13 protein-coding genes and 3 tRNA genes are annotated in these 20,967 nt (G+C 60.6%); 9 read left to right on the top strand and 7 right to left on the bottom strand.

Translation table 11 applies throughout. The features are described 5' to 3' along the window. The first annotated feature begins 88 nt into the window (after positions 1 to 88). The 4 genes from IEW18_RS09160 (at position 89) to IEW18_RS09145 (ending at position 6,806) form a co-directional block, all read left to right on the top strand. Positions 89 to 976 carry a DUF4846 domain-containing protein gene (locus IEW18_RS09160; protein WP_188557536.1) on the top strand — a complete coding sequence of 296 codons (888 nt, stop codon included), beginning with the start codon at positions 89 to 91 and terminating at the stop codon, positions 974 to 976. A 79-nt stretch (positions 977 to 1,055) separates the two neighbouring features. After that, positions 1,056 to 1,748, top strand: a complete 693-nt coding sequence (locus IEW18_RS09155; RefSeq protein WP_188557535.1) for an SIR2 family NAD-dependent protein deacylase — start codon at positions 1,056 to 1,058, stop codon at positions 1,746 to 1,748. Between the two features lie 200 nt (positions 1,749 to 1,948). Beyond that, positions 1,949 to 5,677, top strand: coding sequence for a BamA/TamA family outer membrane protein (locus IEW18_RS09150; protein ID WP_188557534.1), 3,729 nt, complete (start codon positions 1,949 to 1,951; stop codon positions 5,675 to 5,677). 136 nt (positions 5,678 to 5,813) lie between these two features. Further along, a complete protein-coding gene (locus IEW18_RS09145) occupies positions 5,814 to 6,806 on the top strand; it encodes a Ppx/GppA phosphatase family protein (protein ID WP_188557533.1) in 993 nt (330 codons plus the stop codon). Positions 6,807 to 6,921: 115 nt separating this feature from the next. Here IEW18_RS09145 and ppk1 read toward each other — a convergent pair whose 3' ends face one another. From ppk1 to IEW18_RS09115, 6 genes are all read right to left on the bottom strand, one after another. Beyond that, positions 6,922 to 9,207: a polyphosphate kinase 1 gene (gene ppk1, locus IEW18_RS09140; RefSeq protein ID WP_188557532.1), complete on the bottom strand. Its 2,286-nt coding sequence runs from the start codon at positions 9,205 to 9,207 to the stop codon at positions 6,922 to 6,924. A gap of 53 nt (positions 9,208 to 9,260) precedes the next feature. Beyond that, positions 9,261 to 9,641, bottom strand: a complete 381-nt coding sequence (locus IEW18_RS09135) for a RidA family protein (RefSeq protein WP_188557531.1) — start codon at positions 9,639 to 9,641, stop codon at positions 9,261 to 9,263. A 60-nt stretch (positions 9,642 to 9,701) separates the two neighbouring features. Further along, positions 9,702 to 11,690, bottom strand: a complete 1,989-nt coding sequence (gene gyrB / locus IEW18_RS09130; protein WP_188557530.1) for a DNA topoisomerase (ATP-hydrolyzing) subunit B — start codon at positions 11,688 to 11,690, stop codon at positions 9,702 to 9,704. Between the two features lie 439 nt (positions 11,691 to 12,129). After that, positions 12,130 to 12,206, bottom strand: a tRNA-Arg gene (locus IEW18_RS09125). Positions 12,207 to 12,253: 47 nt separating this feature from the next. Further along, positions 12,254 to 12,330: transfer RNA gene (locus IEW18_RS09120), tRNA-Pro, on the bottom strand. An 87-nt stretch (positions 12,331 to 12,417) separates the two neighbouring features. Then, positions 12,418 to 12,505: transfer RNA gene (locus IEW18_RS09115), tRNA-Ser, on the bottom strand. Positions 12,506 to 12,697: 192 nt separating this feature from the next. Between IEW18_RS09115 and IEW18_RS09110 the strand changes: the two genes are divergently transcribed. The 5 genes from IEW18_RS09110 to IEW18_RS09090 all read left to right on the top strand — a co-directional run bounded on the left by IEW18_RS09110 (position 12,698) and on the right by IEW18_RS09090 (position 19,549). Further along, positions 12,698 to 13,681 (top strand): vWA domain-containing protein, encoded by a 984-nt coding sequence (locus IEW18_RS09110; protein WP_229728664.1) that lies wholly within the window; start codon positions 12,698 to 12,700, stop codon positions 13,679 to 13,681. Further along, the gene (locus IEW18_RS09105) at positions 13,678 to 14,643 is read left to right on the top strand and encodes a hypothetical protein (RefSeq protein WP_188557528.1); all 966 of its coding nucleotides are present in this window, start codon (positions 13,678 to 13,680) and stop codon (positions 14,641 to 14,643) included. The genes IEW18_RS09110 and IEW18_RS09105 overlap by 4 nt, the downstream gene beginning before the upstream one ends. A 178-nt stretch (positions 14,644 to 14,821) precedes the next feature. Then, positions 14,822 to 16,003, top strand: coding sequence for an acetyl-CoA C-acyltransferase (locus IEW18_RS09100; protein WP_308428047.1), 1,182 nt, complete (start codon positions 14,822 to 14,824; stop codon positions 16,001 to 16,003). A 218-nt stretch (positions 16,004 to 16,221) separates the two neighbouring features. Further along, positions 16,222 to 17,679: a toxin-antitoxin system YwqK family antitoxin gene (locus IEW18_RS09095; RefSeq protein WP_188557527.1), complete on the top strand. Its 1,458-nt coding sequence runs from the start codon at positions 16,222 to 16,224 to the stop codon at positions 17,677 to 17,679. Between the two features lie 202 nt (positions 17,680 to 17,881). Then, positions 17,882 to 19,549: an SBBP repeat-containing protein gene (locus IEW18_RS09090; protein WP_188557526.1), complete on the top strand. Its 1,668-nt coding sequence runs from the start codon at positions 17,882 to 17,884 to the stop codon at positions 19,547 to 19,549. A gap of 38 nt (positions 19,550 to 19,587) precedes the next feature. Here the strand turns inward: IEW18_RS09090 and IEW18_RS09085 are convergent, their stop codons facing one another. Continuing rightward, positions 19,588 to 20,889 (bottom strand): sensor histidine kinase, encoded by a 1,302-nt coding sequence (locus IEW18_RS09085; protein ID WP_188557525.1) that lies wholly within the window; start codon positions 20,887 to 20,889, stop codon positions 19,588 to 19,590. Between the last annotated feature and the right edge of the window lie 78 nt (positions 20,890 to 20,967).

The following is a 20,967-nucleotide window of genomic DNA, read 5'->3' as shown; positions in this document are numbered from 1 at the left end:
GTTCAGTGGGGCTTTTTTATTTAACCCAGTACCTAATACGGCCCGGGAAATTCTCGTTATATCAAATAGTACAGATATAAATTACCTGATGATGTGTGCCGTATTGCTGCCTAGCCTGGTGCTGGGGTTTACTACCCTGTTTCCCACTTTTGATGCTCCGGCCCCTGGGCCCCGGGTGGCAGCCCCGGCCCCACCGCCCAACTGGTATCCGTGGCTGCCGGCGGGGCGCTACCAAACCCGCCAAACGCTGGCTGCCCGCTTTCCGCCCCCGCCCGGCTACGAGCGGATCGGGGCGCAACCCGGCTCGTTTGCTTACTGGCTGCGGTTTCTGCCCCTGCTGCCCGTCGGTACTCCGGTGCGCTTGCACTCGGGCCAGCTCAAGGACCGCCAGGATGTGCACGCCGCCGTGCTCGACCTGGACGTGGGCAAGCGCGACCTGCAGCAGTGCGCCGATGCCGTCATCCGGTTGCGGGGCGAGTACCTGTTCAGCCAGAATCCTGATGCGGTGCACTTTCACCTCACCAGTGGGCATGATGTTGCCTTCCGGGACTGGTATTCAGGCATGGGCTTCCGGGTGGTAGGCGCGCAGGTTGAGGCCGTGCCGAAAGCCGTTGAGAAGGCCGACCACGCAGTTTTCCGCCGTTACCTCGACCAGATTTTCACGTACGCCGGCACCCTTTCCCTGAGCCGGGAGCTGCGCCCGGTGCCGCTACCCCAAGTAGAGCCCGGTGACGTGCTGATTCGGGGCGGCTCGCCGGGCCACGCGGTGCTGGTGCTGGATGTGGCCGTGGAGGCGCAAACGGGCCGCCGCAAAGCCTTGCTGGCTCAGAGCTACATGCCCGCCCAGCAAATGCACGTTGTAAAAGCGGGTCCGCGGGCCGGGGCGGGCGCCTGGGTGCTGCTGGACCCCGCGCGGGATGAGGTCATTACCCCGGAGTGGACCTTCCGCCGCGACGAGCTGGGACGATTCGAGTAAGCGCCGGCCGGCAAGTCAGGCTTGGGCGCTAAACCCTCGCGTGACAAGTTTCGTCTTTGCTTACGTAAACCTAGCCTGTATGAAAAAGAAACTGGTAGCTCTGACGGGGGCTGGAATTTCGGCGGAAAGTGGGCTGGCTACCTTCCGCGGCTCCGATGGGCTGTGGGAAGGCCACCGCCTTGAGGATGTAGCCACCCCCGAGGGCTGGGCCAAGAACCCCGGCCTAGTGCTGGAGTTTTACAACCAACGCCGGGCGGCGGCCCGCGCGGCCCAGCCCAACGCCGGCCACCGCGCCTTGGCCGAGTTGGAGCAAGACTTCGAGGTAGTAGTAATAACGCAGAACGTGGATGATTTGCACGAGCGGGCGGGCTCTTCCCGCGTCATTCACTTGCACGGCAAGCTCCTGGAGTCGCGCAGCTCCTACTTCGACCAGCTGGTGTACCCCATGGAGGAAGACCGGATTGAGCTGGGCCAGAAGTGCGAGAAAGGCCACCAGCTCCGGCCCAACATTGTGTGGTTTGGCGAAGACGTGCCCCTGATGCAGCGCGCCCTGGAGGAAACGGCCATTGCTGACGTTTTTCTGGTGGTGGGCACTTCCCTGCAGGTGTATCCGGCGGCCAGCCTGGTAAACTATACCCCGCCGGGCTGCCCTATTTACATCATCGACCCCAGCCAGCCTCCCGTGGCGGCGCGGCCGAACCTACACTTCATTACCGAGCCCGCCACCACCGGCGTGCCCCGGGTAGCCGCCGAACTGCGCGCCCGAGCTTAGACCAGCTTCCTACATGCGGAGGCGTATCACCTGCTGCCGGCCCCGTTTGTAGCAAGGGATACGGTTCTGCTTCGGCATTTACCTCCGGCGCCTGGCCCCCGGTGGCATCTTCCGTTTTGGTGCTGCCCTGGTAAGTTAAAGCGGAGTTAAATCAGATATGCGGACTTTTGCGTAGAACGGCGTTCTATACTCCCCTCCTTATGCCCTTACGCTACACTCGTGCGCTACTAACTGGCCTGGGCCTGGCGGCTACGTTTCCGGTTTTTGCCCAATCAACTCCTCCAGCGCACACGGTTTTTCTGCTGGGCAACACCGCTTCTGCGGAGCTACCTGCCAGTCGGTTACAGGCCTTGCGCCGCACGATGGAACAGCAGACTGGCCCTTTCACGGTGGTTCACCTCGGCGACGTGGTGGGCAATACCGGCTTGGGCAGCCAGAAAGATTCCAGCCAAGCCGGCCAAACCGCCCGGGCCGATGCGCTGATTGCGCTGGTGCAGGGCCTGCCCAATGGCAAGCTTTACTTCGTGCCCGGCGATAAGGACTGGGCCAACTCTGGGCCCGACGGGCTGAAGCGGGTGCGCCGGCTGGAAAAGTACATCGAGCAGAAGCTACCCGGCCAAAACGCCTTCGTGCCCACGGGCGGCTGCCCCGGCCCCGAAATTGTGGATGTGGCCCCCACCGTGCGCCTCGTGGCCATCAACTCCCCCTGGTGGACCCACCCCTACGACCGGCCCGAGGCGCCCGATACCGATTGCAAGACCATGACCCCCGAGGAGTCTCGGGAGCAGCTCCAGGACGTGCTGGACGAAACCAAGGGCCGCAACGTGCTGCTGGTGGGTCATCAGCCCGTTATCAGCAACGGCGTGTACGGCGGCCATATGCCCCTGAGCCGCCACTTGCTCCCCCCGGTAGCGGGCACGGTGTACGCAGCCTACCGCCAGAACGTAGGCTCGCCCCGCGACCTGGCCAACCCGGCCTACCAGCAGTTTCAGAAGGAGATGCTGAACACGCTCAAGGACCACCCCGGGGCCGTGTACGCCGCCGCCCACGATTTCAGCTTGCAGCTCACCGAGGCCGAGGGCAGCTACCACTTGGTTTCGGGTTCCTTCGCCGAAAAGCAGCACGTAGGCGCCAGCGCCCGGTCCCAGTTTAATGAGTCGGCCGAAGGGTTTTCCAAATTGGACTATTACGCCGACGGTACGGTGAAAGCCACGTTCTACACCTTTGCCGGGGGTAGTACCACCGTGAAGGAAGCGTACGCGGCCACGCTGTTTCAGTCGGCTTGCCAGCAGCCGCCGCTGCCCAAGGTGCCGGTTAACAGCTTTATTCCCGACTGTCCGGGTGCGCCGGCAGGGGTAGCGGAAAGCAAGCCCGACGCGCCCTTCCAGCCTACCCAAACGCTGGCCGCCGGCAAGCAGTACGCCGGCACCCGTTCCTCCCGCTTCTGGCTCGGCGACCTGTACCGCACCTCCTGGACCCAGCCCGTGCCGGTGCCAACCCTGAACCTGGCTACTGGGAAGGGCGGTTTGCGCCCCTTTGGCCGCGGGGGTGGGCGCCAGACCACTTCCCTCAAGCTCATTGCCGCCGATTCCTCGGAATACGTGTTTCGCTCCGTGGACAAAGACGTGACCCGCATTCTGCCCCCGGAACTGCGCCGCTCCTTCGCCGCCGATGTGCTGCGCGACATTACGCCCACGGCCCACCCCTACTCGGCGCTGGTCACGGGCTCCTTGCTCGATAAAACCGACATTCTGCACGCCCGCCCCCTGCTGTTTGTGCTGCCCGATAACAACCAGCTGGGTCCCTACCGCCAAGAGTACGCCGGCTTGCTCGGCACGCTGGAAGACCGCCCCGTCGACCCCAAGCCCAACCTACCCGGCTTCGGGGGCGCCGATGAGGTGCGCCGCTCCTTCAGCTTTTTCCGCCAGCTCTACAAAGACAACGACAACCGTATTGATGCCGTGAACCTGGGGCGCGCCCGGGCCTTTGATATGCTGGTGGCCGACTTCGGCAAGCACGAGGACAACTGGAAGTGGGCCGGCTATAAACAGGGCAAACAGACGGTGTACAAGCCCATTCCGCGCGACCGGGACCAGTCGTTTACTCTCTGGAACGGGGCGCTTACCTACCTGGCCAACCGGGAGTGGGCCGTGCCCAGCATTGAGGATTTTCAGGCCGAGTTTCACGATATGAAAAGCCTGAACTGGCCGGCCCGCCACCTCGACCGGTTTCTGCTGCAAAGTCTGAGCCGGGAGCAATGGCAGGAAATCGGGCGCTATATGCAGGAGCGCATTACCCCCGCCGCCATTGACGAAGCCACCGCCACGCTACCCGCCGAGCTGCAGCCGCTGTCGGGCCAGGAGTTAAACCGCAAGCTCAAAGCCCGCATCCAGGCCCTACCCCAGGCCCTGGACGAATACTACCTGCTGCTGGCCCAGCGCGTGGACGTGGTCGGCTCCAATAAGGCCGAGGTGTTCCGGGTAGAGCGCCAGGCCGACGGCCGGGTGCGGGTGCAGATGTTCGACAAGGCCAAGGAAGGCAACGAGCCCAACGGCCCGGCTCTCTTCGACCGCACCTTTTCGCCCAAGGAAACCCAGGAAATCAGTCTGTTCGGTCTGGATGGCAAAGACACGTTCACGGTAACCGGCGCGGCCAAGCGCAGCGTGCTGGTGCGCATCATTGGGGGCGACGGCAAAGACCAGATTGCCGATAGCTCACGCGCAGCCGGTTTGCGCACGCTCACCAAAGTGTACGATGTACCCGATACGGACCTGAAGCTAGGCCCGGAAAGCGACAACCGCACCTCTGCCCGTCCTGACGTGAACCGCTACAATCAAGAGGAGTTCGAGTACCACACGTACAAGCCCCGCGCTACCGTTATTGTAAACGCCAACGACGGGCTGGGGGTAGGCGCCGGCGTTGATTTCGTGCGCCAGGGCTTCCGCAAGCCCGGCTTCAAAAACCTGTATTCCTTTGATATCCGGGGTTCTAGCGGCGGCAACTTCCAGGTTTCTCTGGCCTCGCGCCACCGCTACGCCTTTGGCCAGTGGGACGTGGGAGCCCGCACCGAGTACGGCAACTTCTTTCCCTTCTACAACTTCTTCGGGCTGGGCAACGACACGGACAAGGATCAGGCCCGCTACGACGATAAGTACTATAAGGCCCGCTACAAGGGTTTCACGCTGAATGGCTTCGCCGAGCGGGTTTTCTGGCAGCGTAGCCTATTCCGCATCGGGCCCACCTACGAGCAGTACACGTCTAACTACGCTGGCAATAGCTACCTGGGGCAACTGGAGCGCCGCGAGACGACCGTACCGGACGACCGAATCCCCAACACCGATTTTCAGCGCCTGATCGGGGTGAATGCCCTGCTCGATGTGGATTTGCGCGACCGGCAGAGCTTTGCCCGGCGCGGGGTGCGCCTGCGGGTGCAGCACGACACCTACCACCAGCTCAACGGCAATAAAGGCAACTTCGGCCTGACTCAGGGCTTTGCAGAATACTACGGCACGGCGCGGCTGGGCATTCCGGTAACGCTGGTGGTGAAGGGGGGCGGTGGCCGTAACTATGGCAACGACGATGATATTCCTTTCTACAAGTTCATTAGCCTGGGCCTGCGCGAAAACCTGCGCGGCTACTACCGCAACCGTTTCACCGGCGACGCCAGCCTGTACCTGAACACGGAGCTGCGCCTGGCTTTGGGCCGGGTGCAAACCTCCTTCCTACCCTTTTCCTACGGCGTATTTGGGTTCTACGACCGGGGCCGCGTGTACTTTAAGGGTAGCTCGCCGGCTGGCTGGCACGAAGGCTACGGGGCCGGTTTCTACCTGGCGCCCGTCTCCGACCAACTGGCGTTGTCGGTATCCTACCAAAAATCACCGGAAAACGGCTTGATTCAGGTGGGGCTAGGCTTCCGCATTGATAACTAAGGGGTTGCCCACGCTAAAGCCAGTCCCGGTCTAAAACGAGTAGGGCGCGCTTTGCTCGTTAGGCCGGTCCCAATGACTTTCTCCCCCTTCTGACCGGCTATATTTGCTTATCTCCTTCCGCCTCACCTTCTCCTGAATGGAATATCCGCTCCTGAAACTAGCCGCCATTGATATTGGGTCCAACGCCGTACGCTGCCAGATTTCGGCCGTGCTGCACTACGGCGACCGGTACCGGCTCAAGCGCGTGGAATACGTGCGCTACCCCCTGCGGCTAGGCGAAGATGTGTTTGCCAGCGGCCGGATTTCAGCCAAGAAGGAAGAGAAATTCATCAAGTTTCTGCACGCCCTGCGGCTGCTGATGGAGGTGCACGATGTGGCACCCAACCACTACTTGATCTGCGCTACTTCGGCCATGCGCACGGCCGAGAACGGCCGGGAAGTAGCCGTCCGCATTCAGCAGCAGTTGGGTATGACGGTGCGGGTAATTGACGGGCAGGACGAGGCCGCCTTCATCAACCGCGTGATTGAAAACCTGCTCGAAGACAAAAAGCACTACATCCACATCGACGTAGGCGGAGGCAGCACGGAGTTCAACATCTACCACGACCGGCGCAAGGTAGCCTCGCAGTCGTTTGAGGTAGGCTCTATCCGGCGGATGCAGCAGGAAGAAGCGGGCCTGAGCACGGAAGCCATGCGTGAAACCTGGCAGCGCATGGAAGAATGGGTAACGGAAAACGCCCGGCGCTACCACGTAACCCGCGCCATTGGCACGGGCGGCAACATCAACAAGCTGTACAGCATGGCCCAAACCGCCGTGGATAAGCCCGTTACCCGCCGCCGCATTGCCACCATCCTCGACCACCTGACCTCTATGAGCATGGACGAGCGGGTGAACGTAGCTCTGCTTAACCCCGACCGCGCCGACGTTATCGTGCCCGCGGGTCACATTTACTTGTCCGCCATGGAATGGGCCAATGTGCACCAGATGATTGTGCCCGACATTGGCTTGAAGGATGGCATGCTGCAAACCCTATTCGAGGAGCACTTCGATGAGTTCCGGGCTGAAGGCGACCTGAAGCCCGGCTGCCCTAAACCTGCCATGCAAAGCCGCCCTACGGAGGTAGAGTAAGGTAAGAGCAGGCGGGTAAGAAGGCAGGAGGGCAAGAGTTGGAGTGCTATATCGGCCCGTTTGCCATTCACCCAACTCCTGCCCTCCTACACCTTCTTCCCCGTCCGCCCTAGCTTTACTCCAGCGCTGCCTCGGAGTCAGCGGCAGGCTCGGCCCCCAGGTCCAGGGCAACTACTGCTTCCTCGGTGGCGTTGGGCTCGTCGTCAACGGGTACGGAGGGTGGGTTATCTACCGCATCGGAAGTAGCGCTGGCCCGGATGGTGGCGCAGGACAGCCACTCGTCGTAGAGCAGGGTTTCGGACACCAGCCCGAAGTTCTTGTTATAGAACTCCTTGTGCACGTTGAAGGCCGGTTCTTCATCATCGGGCAGGCGCTGGATGTAGGCCCCGTCTTCGCGCATCACGTAGGTATTCTGGTTGTCCTTCAGGTTGAAGTACAGAATGTTAATGGCCTCGCGCTTGAGCTGGGGGTTCACAATCAGGAACAGAGCCTCGATGCGCCGGTCGAAGGAGCGTACCATCAGGTCGGCGGAGCCGGCGTACACTTTGGGGTGTCCGGCCTGGTGGAAGTAGAACATGCGGGAGTGCTCCAGGTAGTCGCCCACGATGCTGCGCACTTCGATATTTTCACTGAGCCCGGCCCGGCCCGGCCGCAGGCAGCAAATGCCCCGCACAATAAACCGGATGGGCACCCCGGCCTTGCTGGCCTTGTAGAACTCGTCAATCATTTCCTTGTCTTCCAAGGAGTTCATCTTCATGACGATGCCGCTGGGCAAACCCTTCTTGGCGTTGCGCACTTCCTCCCGGATCAGGGAAATCAGCTGCTGGCGCATGTCCTTGGGCGCCGTGATGAGGTACTCGTAGTCGTCGGGCTGGGAGTGGCCGGTAATTACATTGAAGAATTCCGACACGTCGTGGCCGTACACGTCGTTGGTGGTGAGCAGGCTTACGTCGGTGTAAATGCGCGAGGTTTGCTCGTTGTAGTTACCCGAGCCGATGTGCACGTAGCGGGTCACCTTTTCGCCTTCCTTGCGGATAATCATCATCATTTTGGTGTGCGTCTTGTACTTGCTCACCCCGTAAATGACAAAGCAGCCTGCTTTTTCCAGTTTGGCCCCCTCCCGAATGTTGCGTTCCTCATCAAAGCGCGCCTTCACCTCGAACAGCACCGATACGTGCTTGCCGTTTTCGGCCGCTTTGAGCAGCGCCGCCGTTACGCGGGAGTCGTCGGCGAGGCGGTAAATGGTTTGCTTGATGCCCAGCACGTGGGGGTCTTCGGCGGCCTGCTCCAGCAACCGCACCACGGGGTCGATATTGTTGTAGGGGTGGTGCAGCAGCACGTCGTGGTGCTTCAGGTACTCGAACAGGTTTTCGTCGGCCCCTTCCGGCAAGCTCAGCGGCGTGACGGCGGCGGGCTGCCGGAAACCCTTGCCCCGGAAGTTCGGGTGCTTCAGAATCTGCAGCAACCCCTTCAGGTCAATCAGGGAATTGATGACGAAGACGTTACCGTTGTCGATGTTCCACCGCTCCCGCAGCACCTGCATGAGCAGCTGCGAGGCGTTGGGCTCCACCTCCAGGCGCACTACCCTACCCTTCTTGCGGGTTTTCAGGCCCAGCTGAATTTCCTTGATGAAGTCTACGTCAATGTCATCGGACTCTTCCAGGGTAAAGTCGCCGTTGCGGGTGATGCGGAACAGGTTAGCCGACACGATTTCGACGTTGCGAAACAGCTTAGGCAGGTTAGCCCGCACAATTTCTTCAATCGGCACGAACATCACCTTGTCCTTGCGGGTCAACTCGAAGAAACGCGACAGGTTCTGCGGAATCTGCACGAAGGTGAGGCGTTCCTGGCCTTTGTCGGGCTCCGCATCCAGCACGCTGCCGGCCCGCGTGACTACCCCAAAGATGAGCATCTGGTTCATCATCAGCGGGAAGCCGTGGTAGGAGTCGTACACCATGGGCGTGAGCAGCGGGAAGATGGTGTGCTTGAAGTAGCCATCGGCCTTCTTCAGCTCCAGTTCCGTCAGCTCCTCCATTTTAAGCACGTTGAAGCCGTTTTTCTCGAACAGGGGCTTCAGCTCATTCAGGTACGTCAGCGACTGGTCGTTGATGAAACGATGGGCAAAGTCCAGCAGCTTGCGCCGGAAGGGCAGTTCCCGCAGGCCCGAGTAGTCGACCCGCTCCTTGCCGTAATCGATATAGTTGTAGAGCGAGCCCACCCGAATCATGAAAAATTCATCGAGGTTGCTGCTGGTAATGGCCATAAACCGCAATCGGTCGAAGAGCGAGCGGCTAGCGTCGCGCGCCTGATCTAGCACCCGGTAATTAAAGCGCAGCCAACTCAGGTCGCGGCTGATGTACTTGCTTTTGCGGATGAGGTCGGCAGATTTGAATAATTTCATACTGAGTAAGGAAAGGCCGGACAAAATACGAGCAAACGCCCGTAGAAGTATGGCTACTCCGGAATAATAGCAGTCGCTTCGATTTCTACCAGCAGCCGCGGATCAATCAGAGCGCTTACCGCCAGCATGGTAGAAGCCGGCCGGATGGCCCCAAACACCTCCCCGTGGGCCCGGCCTACGGCTTCCCAATCGGCCATGTTGGTGAGGTAGATGCGGGTCCGGACGACATGCTCCACTGTAGCGCCCGCGGCGGCCAAGGCATCCTCGATTTTAGCTAAGATGCGCTGCGCCTGCTGGTAGGCATCGGCGCCCGTAATGGTGTTGCCCTCCTGAGCGGTAGTTCCGGCCACTTCCACCACGTTGCCCACCCGCACGGCCCGGGAGTAGCCCACAATCGGCTCCCAAGGAGCCCCCGATGAAATCAACTGCCGCATTGTTGCGCTTGGTTTAAAAGCAAAAAGGCCCGCTTTGCAGCGGGCCTTTTCCAGATTTACTTACACGTCAAGCTTGGCGTATTTAGCGTTTTTCTCGATGAAGTCGCGGCGGGGAGCTACCTCGTCGCCCATGAGCATGGAGAACAGGTGGTCGGCTTCCGCGGCCGATTCCACGGTTACTTGCTTCAGGGAGCGGGTAGCGGGCTGCATGGTGGTTTCCCAGAGCTGCTCGGCGTTCATCTCGCCCAGCCCTTTGTAGCGCTGCACATTCACCGTTTCGGGCTTGCCCCGGCCGAGTTCTTCCTGGGCCTGGGCGCGCTCGTCCTCGGTCCAGCAGTAGCGCTCCTCTTTGCCGCGCTTTACAAGATAAAGGGGCGGCAGGGCAATGTAGATGTAGCCCCGGTCGACCAGCTCGCGCATGTAGCGGAAGAAGAAAGTCAGAATCAGCGTCCGAATGTGAGAGCCGTCGATGTCGGCGTCCGTCATGATAATGACCTTGTGGTAGCGCAGCTTGGCCGTGTTCAGGGCTTTGGCGTCGGCCTCGATGCCTTTTTCCACGTCGGCGTTTACCCCAAAGCTCACGCCCAGGGCCGTAATCATGTTCCGGATTTCCTCGTTTTCCAGAATCCGGTGCTCCTGGGCTTTTTCCACGTTCAGGATTTTACCCCGCAGTGGCAGAATAGCTTGAAAGGCGCGGTTACGGCCCTGCTTGGCAGTACCGCCGGCGGAGTCACCTTCTACCAGGTAAATCTCGCAGATTTCCGGGTCCGATTCCGAGCAGTCAGCCAGCTTGCCGGGCAGGGAGGTGGAACCCAGCACGGTTTTGCGCTGCACCATTTCGCGGGCCTTGCGGGCGGCAATGCGGGCTTTAGCGGCCAGAATTACTTTCTCCACGATGATGCCGGCTTCCTTGGGGTTTTCCTCCAGGTACTGGCTCAGAATTTCGCCCACTACGGTGTTTACCGCGCCGCTAACCTCGTTGTTGCCCAGCTTGGTTTTGGTCTGGCCTTCGAACTGGGGCTCGGCTACCTTCACCGAAATAACGGCCGTCAGTCCTTCCCGAAAGTCTTCCCCGGAAATTTCCACCTTGGCTTTCTCCAGCTTGCCTGATTTGTCGGCGTAGGCCTTCAGGGTACGGGTCAGGGCCGAGCGGAAACCGGCCACGTGCGTGCCGCCCTCGTGGGTATTGATGTTATTGACGTAGGAGAAAATGTTCTCCTGGTAGGAGTCGTTGTACTGCAAGGCTACCTCCACCGGGGTGCTGCCCTTCTCACTGATAACGTGAATGGGGGCCGGCATCAAGGCGTGGCGCTCCGAGCCATCGAGGTACTGCACGAACTCGGCCAGGCCGCCCGTGGAGTAGAACTCTTCGCCCAGAAACTCCGCGCCATTCTCGCCGGGCTCCCGGCGGTCAGTCAGGGTAATGCGGATGCCGCGGTTCAGGTAGGCCAGCTCCCGCAGACGGGAAGCAATGGTAGCGTACTTATAGACGGACTCCGTGAAAATGGTATCGTCGGGCAGGAACTCTACCTGCGTGCCGTGCTCCTCGGTTTCGCCGATTTCCTTAACCGGATACTGGGGCGCCCCGATTTTATACTCCTGCTCGTACACTTTGCCGTTGCGGCGCACGGTTACTTTCAGGTCCTTGCTCAGGGCATTCACGCAGCTGACGCCTACCCCGTGCAAGCCACCGGATACTTTGTAGCTGTCCTTGTCGAACTTGCCGCCGGCGTGCAGCACCGTCATGACCACTTCCAGGGCCGAGCGGCCTTCCTTCTGGTGGAAATCAACGGGGATACCGCGGCCGTTGTCGCGGACGGTTATGGAGTTGTTCTCATTAATGGTCACGTGGATCGTGTCGCAGTGGCCGGCCAAGGCTTCGTCAATGGAGTTATCGACTACTTCCCACACCAAGTGGTGCAGGCCTTTGATGCCGGTGTCGCCGATATACATCGAGGGACGTTTGCGCACGGCTTCTAGCCCTTCGAGTACCTGAATGCTGTTGGCGGAGTACTCGGCGGGGGCTTTTTTCTCTTTAGTTTCGCTCATGTTGCGGTTGGTTCAGCGCTTAGTGCGTAAGTAGGCAAAGATAGCGAAAAAAATCGTTTTTTACCAGTGAAAAGGCCGATTTACCACTGCTTCAGCGGTGGCCACTTATTCGCTTGCCTGGTGCCCAATGCGGCGCTTACTACCCCCGATAAATGCTTTGGTTTCCACTCACTCAATAGTACGTATCCTAGCTCCCTTATTGCAATGACTAGTCACCAGCTTTAATTATTCCGGGCCTATTGGGTTTTACCGCTTTCCATCCAACAGCCCGACTTCCTCCAGCCTACCTACGGACGGAACAACGTATACCAAAGCAGGCGACTAACAGCAAGCTGGCTTACCAGTACTGCTTGCTACCTCGAACGGAGTCTTTCTGTTTAGCGGCAAAAATGTTGGCAAGAAGTAAAAAACCCGCCCTACTAAAGTGTAAAGCGGGTTTTGGTGGCCCCGATTGGATTCGAACCAATGACCGGCTGCTTAGAAGGCAGCTGCTCTATCCAGCTGAGCTACGGGGTCAAAAACAAATAGCCGCCCGCCCCAAAGGTGGGCTGACGGCTATCTGGTGGTCGGGGTGGCAGGATTCGAACCTGCGGCCTCCTGCTCCCAAAGCAGGCGCGATACCGGGCTACGCTACACCCCGAAAAAGAATTATGAGTTAAAAACCAGGGCTGCCAAGGTTGTTGTGCAACATATTGCCCACAATTTCTAACTCATAATAGGAACTATGTGGAGAGGGGGGGATTCGAACCCCCGGTAACCTTTAGAGCTACGGCAGTTTAGCAAACTACTGGTTTAAGCCACTCACCCACCTCTCCAGGTGGTACTCCTTTCCGGCTGAAAGGTGTGCAAATATACAAGCGGAATGGAGAAACAAACCCTTTTCAAAAAAAATATCTTCCATCTTGCCGTTGCATTGCGAGCCACTGAGGGCATTTTCACCCCTTGAAGTCCTGGGCTCAGCCTTACTTTTGCAGCGCTTGTATTGTGAACAATAAGTGGTTACCATCGTGCTGAACTGGGCATATCCGCTGGGCTGGCCCGAGGGGCTGGTGGTTTTCTTTTTTTTTATCTTCTACCTCGGCTATGCTCTCCGGACCCGGCGGCTGGCGGCTCCGTTGGGGCAGCGCGGCTGGCGACTAGGCTGGAAGCTGGGGCTGCGGCTGCTCTACGTGAGCCTGCTGGGGGCTGCACTGCTAGGCCCGGCTTATGGAGTGACCCAGCGCCCCGTGCGCACGGCGGGCAAGGATGTGTGGCTGCTAGTCGACCTTTCCCGCTCCATGAATGCTATGGACGTAGTGCCTTCCCGCCTGCAAAAAGCCAAATCGGAGCTGAGCACCCTGGTTAGTCGGTTCCAGGCCGACCGCCTCGGGCTTATTGTATTCGCCGGTGAAGCTTACGTGCAATGCCCCCTCACCTACGACCAAGGGGCGCTGCAGCTGTTTTTGCGCACGCTGCAAACCTCACTGGTGCCCGCCGGCAGCACCGATTTGGCGCCGCCACTAGAGCTGGTGCTGCAGCGGCTGGGTAGCACCCAAACGGCTACTCCGGAAGCCGTACCCCGGGCTACGGCCATTGTGTTGGTAACTGACGGGGAGGATTTTGGCGAAAACCTGGAGCCTACGGTGCGCGTGCTGGCCCGCTCCGGCACGCGGGTGTTTCCTATGGGGGTCGGCTCGGTGGAAGGCAGCCGCATCCCGCAGTCGGGGGGGCGGGGCTACCTGCGCGATGCCCGGGGCCGGGAAGTGGTGACGCGCCTGGCCCCAGTACCGCTGCGCCGGTTAGCGGAGCAGACTGGCGGGCAGTATTTTGAACTCACGGATCGGCGAAATGAGTTTCCGTTGCTGCTAAACGCCCTCAACCGCGTAGAAGGCCAGGCCGAGCAGGTCCGCACGGTAGCCGTGGCCGACAACCGGTACCGCTACCCGCTGGTGCTGGCCCTGGTGCTGCTGGTGCTCGACGTATTGATTACCATAAAAGTGATTCGGCCGTGAAAAATACCCTGTTAGGTGGCGTGCTGCTGCTCAGCACCTGGGGCGGGCTAACCCGCATTCATAACCGGAACGAAGCCATTCGGAAGGGAGCGGCGGCTTACGCGCGGAAGGAGTACGCGGTGGCCGCGGCAGCCTATAAAACGGCGGCAGTAACCCTGGGCTCCCGCGAAGAGGTGGTGTGGTTGAACCTTGCCCACGCTACTGCCCAGGCGGGGCAGCCGGGGGCTGCCCGCGGCTACTACAGCCGATTGGTAACCAGCAAAACACCCAACATTCGGAGCGTGGCCCTGCAGCAGCTGGCCGCGCTAGCCGCGGCCCAGAACGACCATGTGCAGGCGGTAGGTCTGCTGCGGCAGGCGCTGGTCGCCAATCCGGCTAATCAGGACGCCCGTTACAACTACGAGGCGCTGCGCAACTTTCTGTCGAGGCGGGCCGCCGCTCCCCAAGCTCCCGCACCCGGCACGGATGGCGGCCCCCAGGACAGCGAATCGGCTTCCTCTGCTCCGCGCGCCGGCACTGACCAGTTGGGCAACCTAGCTGACCCTACTCAGCCGCAAAACCCCAACTCAGTTGCCCAATCCAAGGCGGACCCCAACGGGCAGCGCGACCCCAACCAGCCGTCGGCTACGGCCGGCAGCACCGCCAACCAGGGGTTCCGGCCGGGGCCAGGACAACAACGCAGCGTGGCCAAGGGTAGTGAGCCGGGGTCAGTGCGCGGCCTTAGTGATGCAGAGAGCGGCCCGGAAGCACCGGGCGGCACGAGCCGGCGGGGAGGAACCGAGGCGGCCACCAATGCCGAAGCCAACACGCAAACTCAGCGGGCCCGTTTGCAACAGATGAACCTGAGCCCAGGCCAGGCGCGCCAACTACTGGAAGCCCTGCACACGGCCGAGCAGCAGTACCTGCAGCAACTGCCCCGCAAGGCCACCACCCCGGCCCCGAAGGGCAAGCCCGGCTGGTAAGCCCGCCCCAGCTACCCACTGTTGGACCAGCTAGTGGTTGCCCTTCAGGGCAGCAGCCCTAGCTGCTGACTTAAGCCTGGGTTCAGCCCAGGCCGCCCTCCTACCCTATTGGCCTAATTCCTACCTTTACGGGGAAAGCAGCCCACCCACAATCAACCAACCCCACCCTAGCCAACTTATGCAAATCAAAGAAGTAGTAATTGTAGCCGCCGTACGCACGCCCATCGGCTCATTTGGGGGCAGCTTGGCCTCGTTGTCGGCCACGGAGCTGGGTGCCATTGCCCTGAAAGGTGCCCTGGACAAAGCCGGGATTGACGGCAACGAAGTTGACCAGGTAATTATGGGCAACGTTATTTCGGCTAACCTAGGCCAGGCTCCGGCCCGGCAGGCCGCCAAGAAAGCCGGCCTGCCCGACACGGTAGAGTGCACGACGGTCAATAAAGTGTGTGCTTCGGGCACGAAAGCCATTATGTTCGGCGCCCAGGCCATTATGCTGGGCCAGTCGGAGGTGGTGCTGGCGGGCGGCATGGAAAGCATGTCGAACGTGCCGTACTACCTCGATAAGGCCCGTTTTGGCGCCAAGTACGGCCACGGCCAAATGATTGACGGCCTGATGAAGGACGGTCTGTGGGACCCTTACCACGATTTCGCCATGGGCGTAGCCGCCGACCGCACCGCAACCCACTACGGCATCACCCGCGAGGAGCAGGACGCCTTTGCCCAGCAGAGCTACGAGCGGAGCGCCGCTGCTGCCAAAGCCGGCAAGAAGAAGGACGAAATCGTGCCCGTGACCATTACGGTGCGCGGCAAGGAAACCGTCATCAGCGACGATGAAGAGTACACCAAGGCTGACTTCACGAAGTTTGCCAGCCTGAAGCCCGCTTTCGGCAAGGAAGGCACCGTAACGGCCGCTAACGCTTCTACCCTCAACGACGGGGCCGCCGCCGTGCTGCTCATGAGCCGGGAAAAGGCCGAGCAGTTGGGCGTGAAACCCCTAGCCCTGATTCGGGGCTTTGCTGATGCCGAGCAGGCCCCGGAGTGGTTTACCACTTCTCCGGCCCTGGCCATTCCCAAGGCACTGAAGCACGCCGGCCTGGAAGCCAAAGACGTTGATTTCTACGAAATCAATGAGGCTTTCTCGGTGGTTTCGCTGGCCAATAACAAGCTACTGGAACTGGAAGGCACCAAGGTAAACCCCTACGGCGGCGCCGTATCGTTGGGGCACCCGCTGGGCGCTTCGGGCGCACGCATTGTTACTACCCTGGTAAACGTGCTGCACAACGAAGGCGGCAAAATTGGGGTAGCCGGCATCTGCAACGGTGGCGGCGGGGCTAGCAGCCTCGTGGTAGAAAAACTGTAAGTCCGGATTTCAGCCGGATTTTTTCCGGTTCGTCCGGATGTTGTCGACAATTCACGTGTTAAAGCCCTGCCGCATTTTTACGGCAGGGCTTTTGTTTTGAGCCGGGCCGGTCGATGGGGTTGTTGGGCTAGGCTGCGTTGTGATGTGCGCCCCTTGCGGCCTGCCGCCCACCCTGTGGCCCCCGAAAATACTTTCTGATTTACTGCGTTCTTGCGCCTATGAAACGACTTGCCCTTGCTCTGCTGCTGTTAACTTCCACGGCCGCTCAGGCCCAGAAGCTGCGGCGCCTCACCACTTATTTCGACTCCACGAATACCCGCAAACGCGAAATTTTCTCGGCCCTGGTAGCCGCCGATACCGTAATGCAGGGCCCGTACAAGCGGTTTTATTACTCCGGCAAGCTAGAGGCCCAAACCCGCTACACCGATGGCAAGCGCGACTCGGCCTACGTAGAGTTTCACCCGAACGGCGGCCGGCGGCTGGAGGTAACCTACCAGCAGGGCGTCCGCCAAGGTCCTTTCAAAACGTACTACCCTACCGGTAAAATTGCGCAGGAAGGCACCTACGAGGACGATCAGCCGACGGGCACATTGCGCTACTACCACCCCAGTGGGGAGGTGAAGCTGGAAACCACGCTCAGCAACGGTCAGCCCGCCGGGGCCATCCGGGAGCTGTATCCGTCGGGCAAGCCCCAGGTGGAAATCACCTACCAGAACGGGCAAGCCAACGGCCCGGTTAAAACCTACTTTGAAAACGGCCAGTTGCAGAGCGAGGGCGTGTACAGCAAAGGGCTGCTGGCCGGCCCGTACAAAACGTACTACGACAACGGCCAGGTAGAAACCGACGTGCAGGCCGATAAAAGCGGCAAAGGGAGCTACCGCAGCTTTTACCGCTCGGGCAAGCTGCGCACCGAGGGCACCTACGCCCCCGCTACCCTCGTGGGTCGGGCCGTGAAAAACCCCTTGGCCGACGACCTCACCAAACAAGCCAAAAACCTGGCCGGCGGCACCAGCAACCTCGATGGTCCCGCGAAATCCTACTACGAAAGCGGGGCCGTGAAAAGCACCCAAACCTACCGCCAGGGCGTGCTAGTGGGCACTCAGCAGGATTTCTACGAGTCGGGGAAGGCCCAGCAGAAGATTGAGTACGCCAACCAGGGCCGCGACCGGCGCATCACGGCCTACTACGAGGACGGCCTACCGAGGGAAGAGCAGCAATACAAAAACGGCCAGCCCGCGGGCCAGTGGCGCACCTTTCACCCCGGCGGCAAGCAAGTGCAGAAGCAGGAAACCTACGTGAATGGCAAGCTGGCCGGCGAACAGGTTACCTACTACCCCACCGGCACCGTGCAAAGCAAGCTGACCTTCGAAAACGGCAAACCCATAGGTGTGGGACAGGATTTTTACCCTTCTGGCAAGCTGAAAGCGGAGACTACCTACGTGAAGGGCCTCAAAATGGGAGCCTTCCGCCAACTGCGCGAAGATGGCACGGCCGAGGTAGCCGGCGCCTTCCGCAACGGCAAGGAGACGGGCGTGTGGGCTTATTTTGGGCCCGATGGCAAAACGGTACAGGAAAAAAAGACCTTTCGCAACGGGCAGGTAGCCGCTGAGGGCACGGCCCCTGCCAACCGCCCCGCCCCGGCCCGCAAGCCCGCCGCACCGGTGAAACGCAAATAATGTAAATTCACTATATCTGGCCTTACTTTTGCGGTGCCCAAATCAAGTAGCCGGCTTTAGCGGCCTGCTTGGTTTGGGCACCGTTGCATTTCTGAGTATGTCATCAGTATTGTGGCGTTTCCCTTGCTTTGCGCCCTGCTGAAGGCTACGTTGGCTACCGCTATTTCTTGGCTAATCTGTTCTACTTCTTCCTCTCCTTTCTATGCGGCTACCCTTACGCTTCGTGCACGTACTTTTACTAGGGGCGCTGCTCCTGCTGACTGGGCCTAGCTATGCTCAGATACCCGCTTTTGCCTGGGCGACGGGCGGCGAAAAACCCGCCGACTATGGCCAGCAGGCCCAGGCGCGCAGCATCGTCACCGACCAGGCTGGTAACACGGTGGTAGTAGGCACCTTCCGGCAAACCCTCACGCTGGGCAGCACTACCCTTACCGCAGCCGGCGATTATGACATTTTTGTGGCCCTGCTGGATGCCGCTGGCACCTACCAGTGGGCCATCCGGGCCGGGGGAAGCGACGAGGATATTGCTACCGATGTAGCCCTGGATGCCGCTGGCACTATTTACCTCACGGGCCACACAAGAAGCTACGAGGCCAATTTTGGGCCCCTGCAAATACAAAACCCAGGGTACGGCATCCACTTATTCGTGGCCAAGCTGAGTGCAGCCGGGCAGTGGCTCCGGGTAAGCCACACCAGCGGCAAGAACATCAACAACTACATCTTCGGGACGGCCCTGGCCGTTGATGCGGCCGGCAACGCCTACGTTACGGGTGGCTTGCGCGTGCATGATGCCACGTTCGGCGCTATTCCTGTTCGCAACGAAGGACTCTACAATGCCTTTGTTGCCAAGCTAAGCGCGGCAGGGACCTGGGAATGGGTCATGGTGGAAGGCGGCACCGGCGGCTACGACTTTGGGCAGGGCATTGGGCTGGACGCTGGCGGCAACGTGTACGTAACCGGTTCCTTCGAAGGCAACGAAGCCCGTTTCGGTTCCCAGACGTTGCGCCGGGGCAACTGGCGGAGCAGCTTGTTCGTGACTAAGTTAACCAACCAGGGCCAATGGCAGTGGGCAACCGCGGGCGGCGGCACGGCTCAAACCCGAGGCAACGGCCTAGCCACTGACCCGGCCGGTAACGTGTACCTGACGGGCATGGTAGCCGGAAAACAAGCCTTCATCGGTACTACCTCTCTGCCCAAAGACGATAATAACCCCGACCTACTCGTGGCCAAGCTTAATACCAGCGGCGTCTGGCAGTGGGCGGTGCGCGGCGGTGGCCCTGAAACGGACACCGGCAACGGCATTGCGCTGGATGCGGCCGGCAACGTACTGGTAACCGGCTGCTTTTCCGGCGCCAAGGTTTCTTTTGGGCCGTTGCCCGCCCTGAGCGCCGCTGGCCAGACCGATGTGGTAGTAGCCCAACTTGACCCGCAGGGGGCCTGGCGCTGGGCGGCGGGTGGGGGTGGCAGCGGCTCCGATTTGGGTTTGGCCGTGGCCTCCAGTGCTACCGGTACACTGCAAGTTGCGGGCACCTTTCAGGGTCCGGGCCTTACGTTGGGCCAGACTACCCTGCCCGGCGGTGTGCCTTCCTACGAGTACTTTGCCGACCGCTTCTTCGTGACAACTATCCGCGACCTGGCCTTGCCCACGCCGGCTGAACTCACGCTGTGGCCCAACCCAAGCCGGGGCACCGTGTGGGCCGCCGGCCTAGAAGCTAATCAGCCCGTACAGGTATTCGATGCGGTGGGCCGCTTGGTGGCCGCTGACGCCCGTCCCGCCTATGAGGTGGAAGGCCTTTCCCTACCCTCGCTCAAGCCCGGCATCTACGTAGTACGGTGCGGCAAGCAGACGCGGCGCCTGACCATTGAGTAAGCGTAGCGCGTTGAGCCGTGACCTCTTTGCACCGGGTGCTACGCGAATCGGATGGTAAAAGCCGTGGTACCCTGCGGCGTTGGAGCCAGCTCAAACGAAAAATTGTGAGCTAGTAGAATGTCGCGCACCAGGGTAAGGCCGATGCCTTGGCCGTCGCGCTTGGTGCTGAAGAAGGGCGTGAACAGGCGGCGCTGCACGTCGGGCGCAATGCCGGGGCCGTCGTTTTCAATAATGATGCTGGCGGGCTCCGGGCTGGTACGCACCCACAGGTTGCCGTCTTCGCCAATGGCTTCCAGCGCGTTCTTACAGATGTTGAGCAGGGCCTGTTCCAGCTGCTGGGCATCGAGGTGAACGACCAGCGGGCCGGGCGCAAAACGGGGGTGCCACCGGATGCGGCGGCGCTCGGTTTGTACGTGCAGCAGCCGCTCAATCGTGCGTAGCAGCTCATGCACGTCGGTCGGCTGGCGCTGGGGCAAGGGCAGGCGCACCAGGTTGGCGAAGTCGGCAATGAAGTTAGCCAGGTGCGTATTGCGGCTGATGGACACGTCGAGGGCCTCCGTGAAATCGGGCTGGTCGTCGGGGCGGAGCTGGGGCGCGTAGTGGTGGAAGCTTTGCAGAATGGAGTTGACAGCCCCGATGGAATTGTTGATTTCGTGCGACATCATCCGGATCAGCTTCTCGTAGGCCTGCTTTTCCTGCCGAATCAACTCCTGGGTCAGCTCCTCCAGCACGATAAACCGGCGCGAAAATCCCCGGTCGATGAAGCGCGAGCAGTGGGCGCGGTAGGTTTGAATGCCCGAGAGCTGCACCACCTGCGGCATCTGCTCCGAGAGGTTGGCCAGCGTACTACCCCAGTCGCCGGGCAGGTAGGCGGGCTGCTCGCCGAGCAGCTGCGCGGCCGGCAGGCCCAGCATTCGTTCGGCGGCCGGGTTCACGCCCTCAATCCGGCCATCGAAGGTGAGCAGCAGCACCCCGGCCGGGGAAGCCTGAATCAGGCTTTCCAGCAGGTAGCTTTTCTCGTGCTGGGTGACCCGCTCCCGGCGCAGCTCCTCAATCATGTGGTTGTACACGTCGATGAGCTGGTCCATCTCGCGCTGCCCTACCGGCACAAACTTCATGGAGAAATCCTTGGCCCGGATAGCTTCGGTGCCGGCGGCAATCAGGTGAAAGGGGCGCACGAAACCCTTGTACAGCTGCACCGTGAGCAGGATACTGATGGCCAGCAGCACTTCCAACCCCACAAACAGCGGCGCGTTTGTGCGCATCACCTGCCCCGCCAGCACGATAAGCACGGCGTGAATCAGGACGACAAACAGAATAAACTTGACGCGCAGGGACATGAAAGCAGATGAAATAATAGCTCCCTAAAGTATACGATAACCGGAAAGCCCGCTTCCTTCCTCAGCGGAGAAAGGGAG

This window comes from Hymenobacter glacieicola, assembly GCF_014640315.1.
GTDB classification, from domain to species: domain Bacteria; phylum Bacteroidota; class Bacteroidia; order Cytophagales; family Hymenobacteraceae; genus Hymenobacter; species Hymenobacter glacieicola.
This window is presented reverse-complemented; position numbering and strand designations above follow the sequence as displayed.

Coding starts and splice junctions, on each gene's coding strand:
- IEW18_RS09160 (WP_188557536.1), top strand. CDS start 89: ATGATGTGTGCCGTATTGCTGCCTAGCCTGGTGCTGGGGTTTACTACC.
- IEW18_RS09155 (WP_188557535.1), top strand. CDS start 1,056: ATGAAAAAGAAACTGGTAGCTCTGACGGGGGCTGGAATTTCGGCGGAA.
- IEW18_RS09150 (WP_188557534.1), top strand. CDS start 1,949: ATGCCCTTACGCTACACTCGTGCGCTACTAACTGGCCTGGGCCTGGCG.
- IEW18_RS09145 (WP_188557533.1), top strand. CDS start 5,814: ATGGAATATCCGCTCCTGAAACTAGCCGCCATTGATATTGGGTCCAAC.
- ppk1 (WP_188557532.1), bottom strand. CDS start 9,207: ATGAAATTATTCAAATCTGCCGACCTCATCCGCAAAAGCAAGTACATC.
- IEW18_RS09135 (WP_188557531.1), bottom strand. CDS start 9,641: ATGCGGCAGTTGATTTCATCGGGGGCTCCTTGGGAGCCGATTGTGGGC.
- gyrB (WP_188557530.1), bottom strand. CDS start 11,690: ATGAGCGAAACTAAAGAGAAAAAAGCCCCCGCCGAGTACTCCGCCAAC.
- IEW18_RS09100 (WP_308428047.1), top strand. CDS start 14,822: ATGCAAATCAAAGAAGTAGTAATTGTAGCCGCCGTACGCACGCCCATC.
- IEW18_RS09095 (WP_188557527.1), top strand. CDS start 16,222: ATGAAACGACTTGCCCTTGCTCTGCTGCTGTTAACTTCCACGGCCGCT.
- IEW18_RS09090 (WP_188557526.1), top strand. CDS start 17,882: ATGCGGCTACCCTTACGCTTCGTGCACGTACTTTTACTAGGGGCGCTG.
- IEW18_RS09085 (WP_188557525.1), bottom strand. CDS start 20,889: ATGTCCCTGCGCGTCAAGTTTATTCTGTTTGTCGTCCTGATTCACGCC.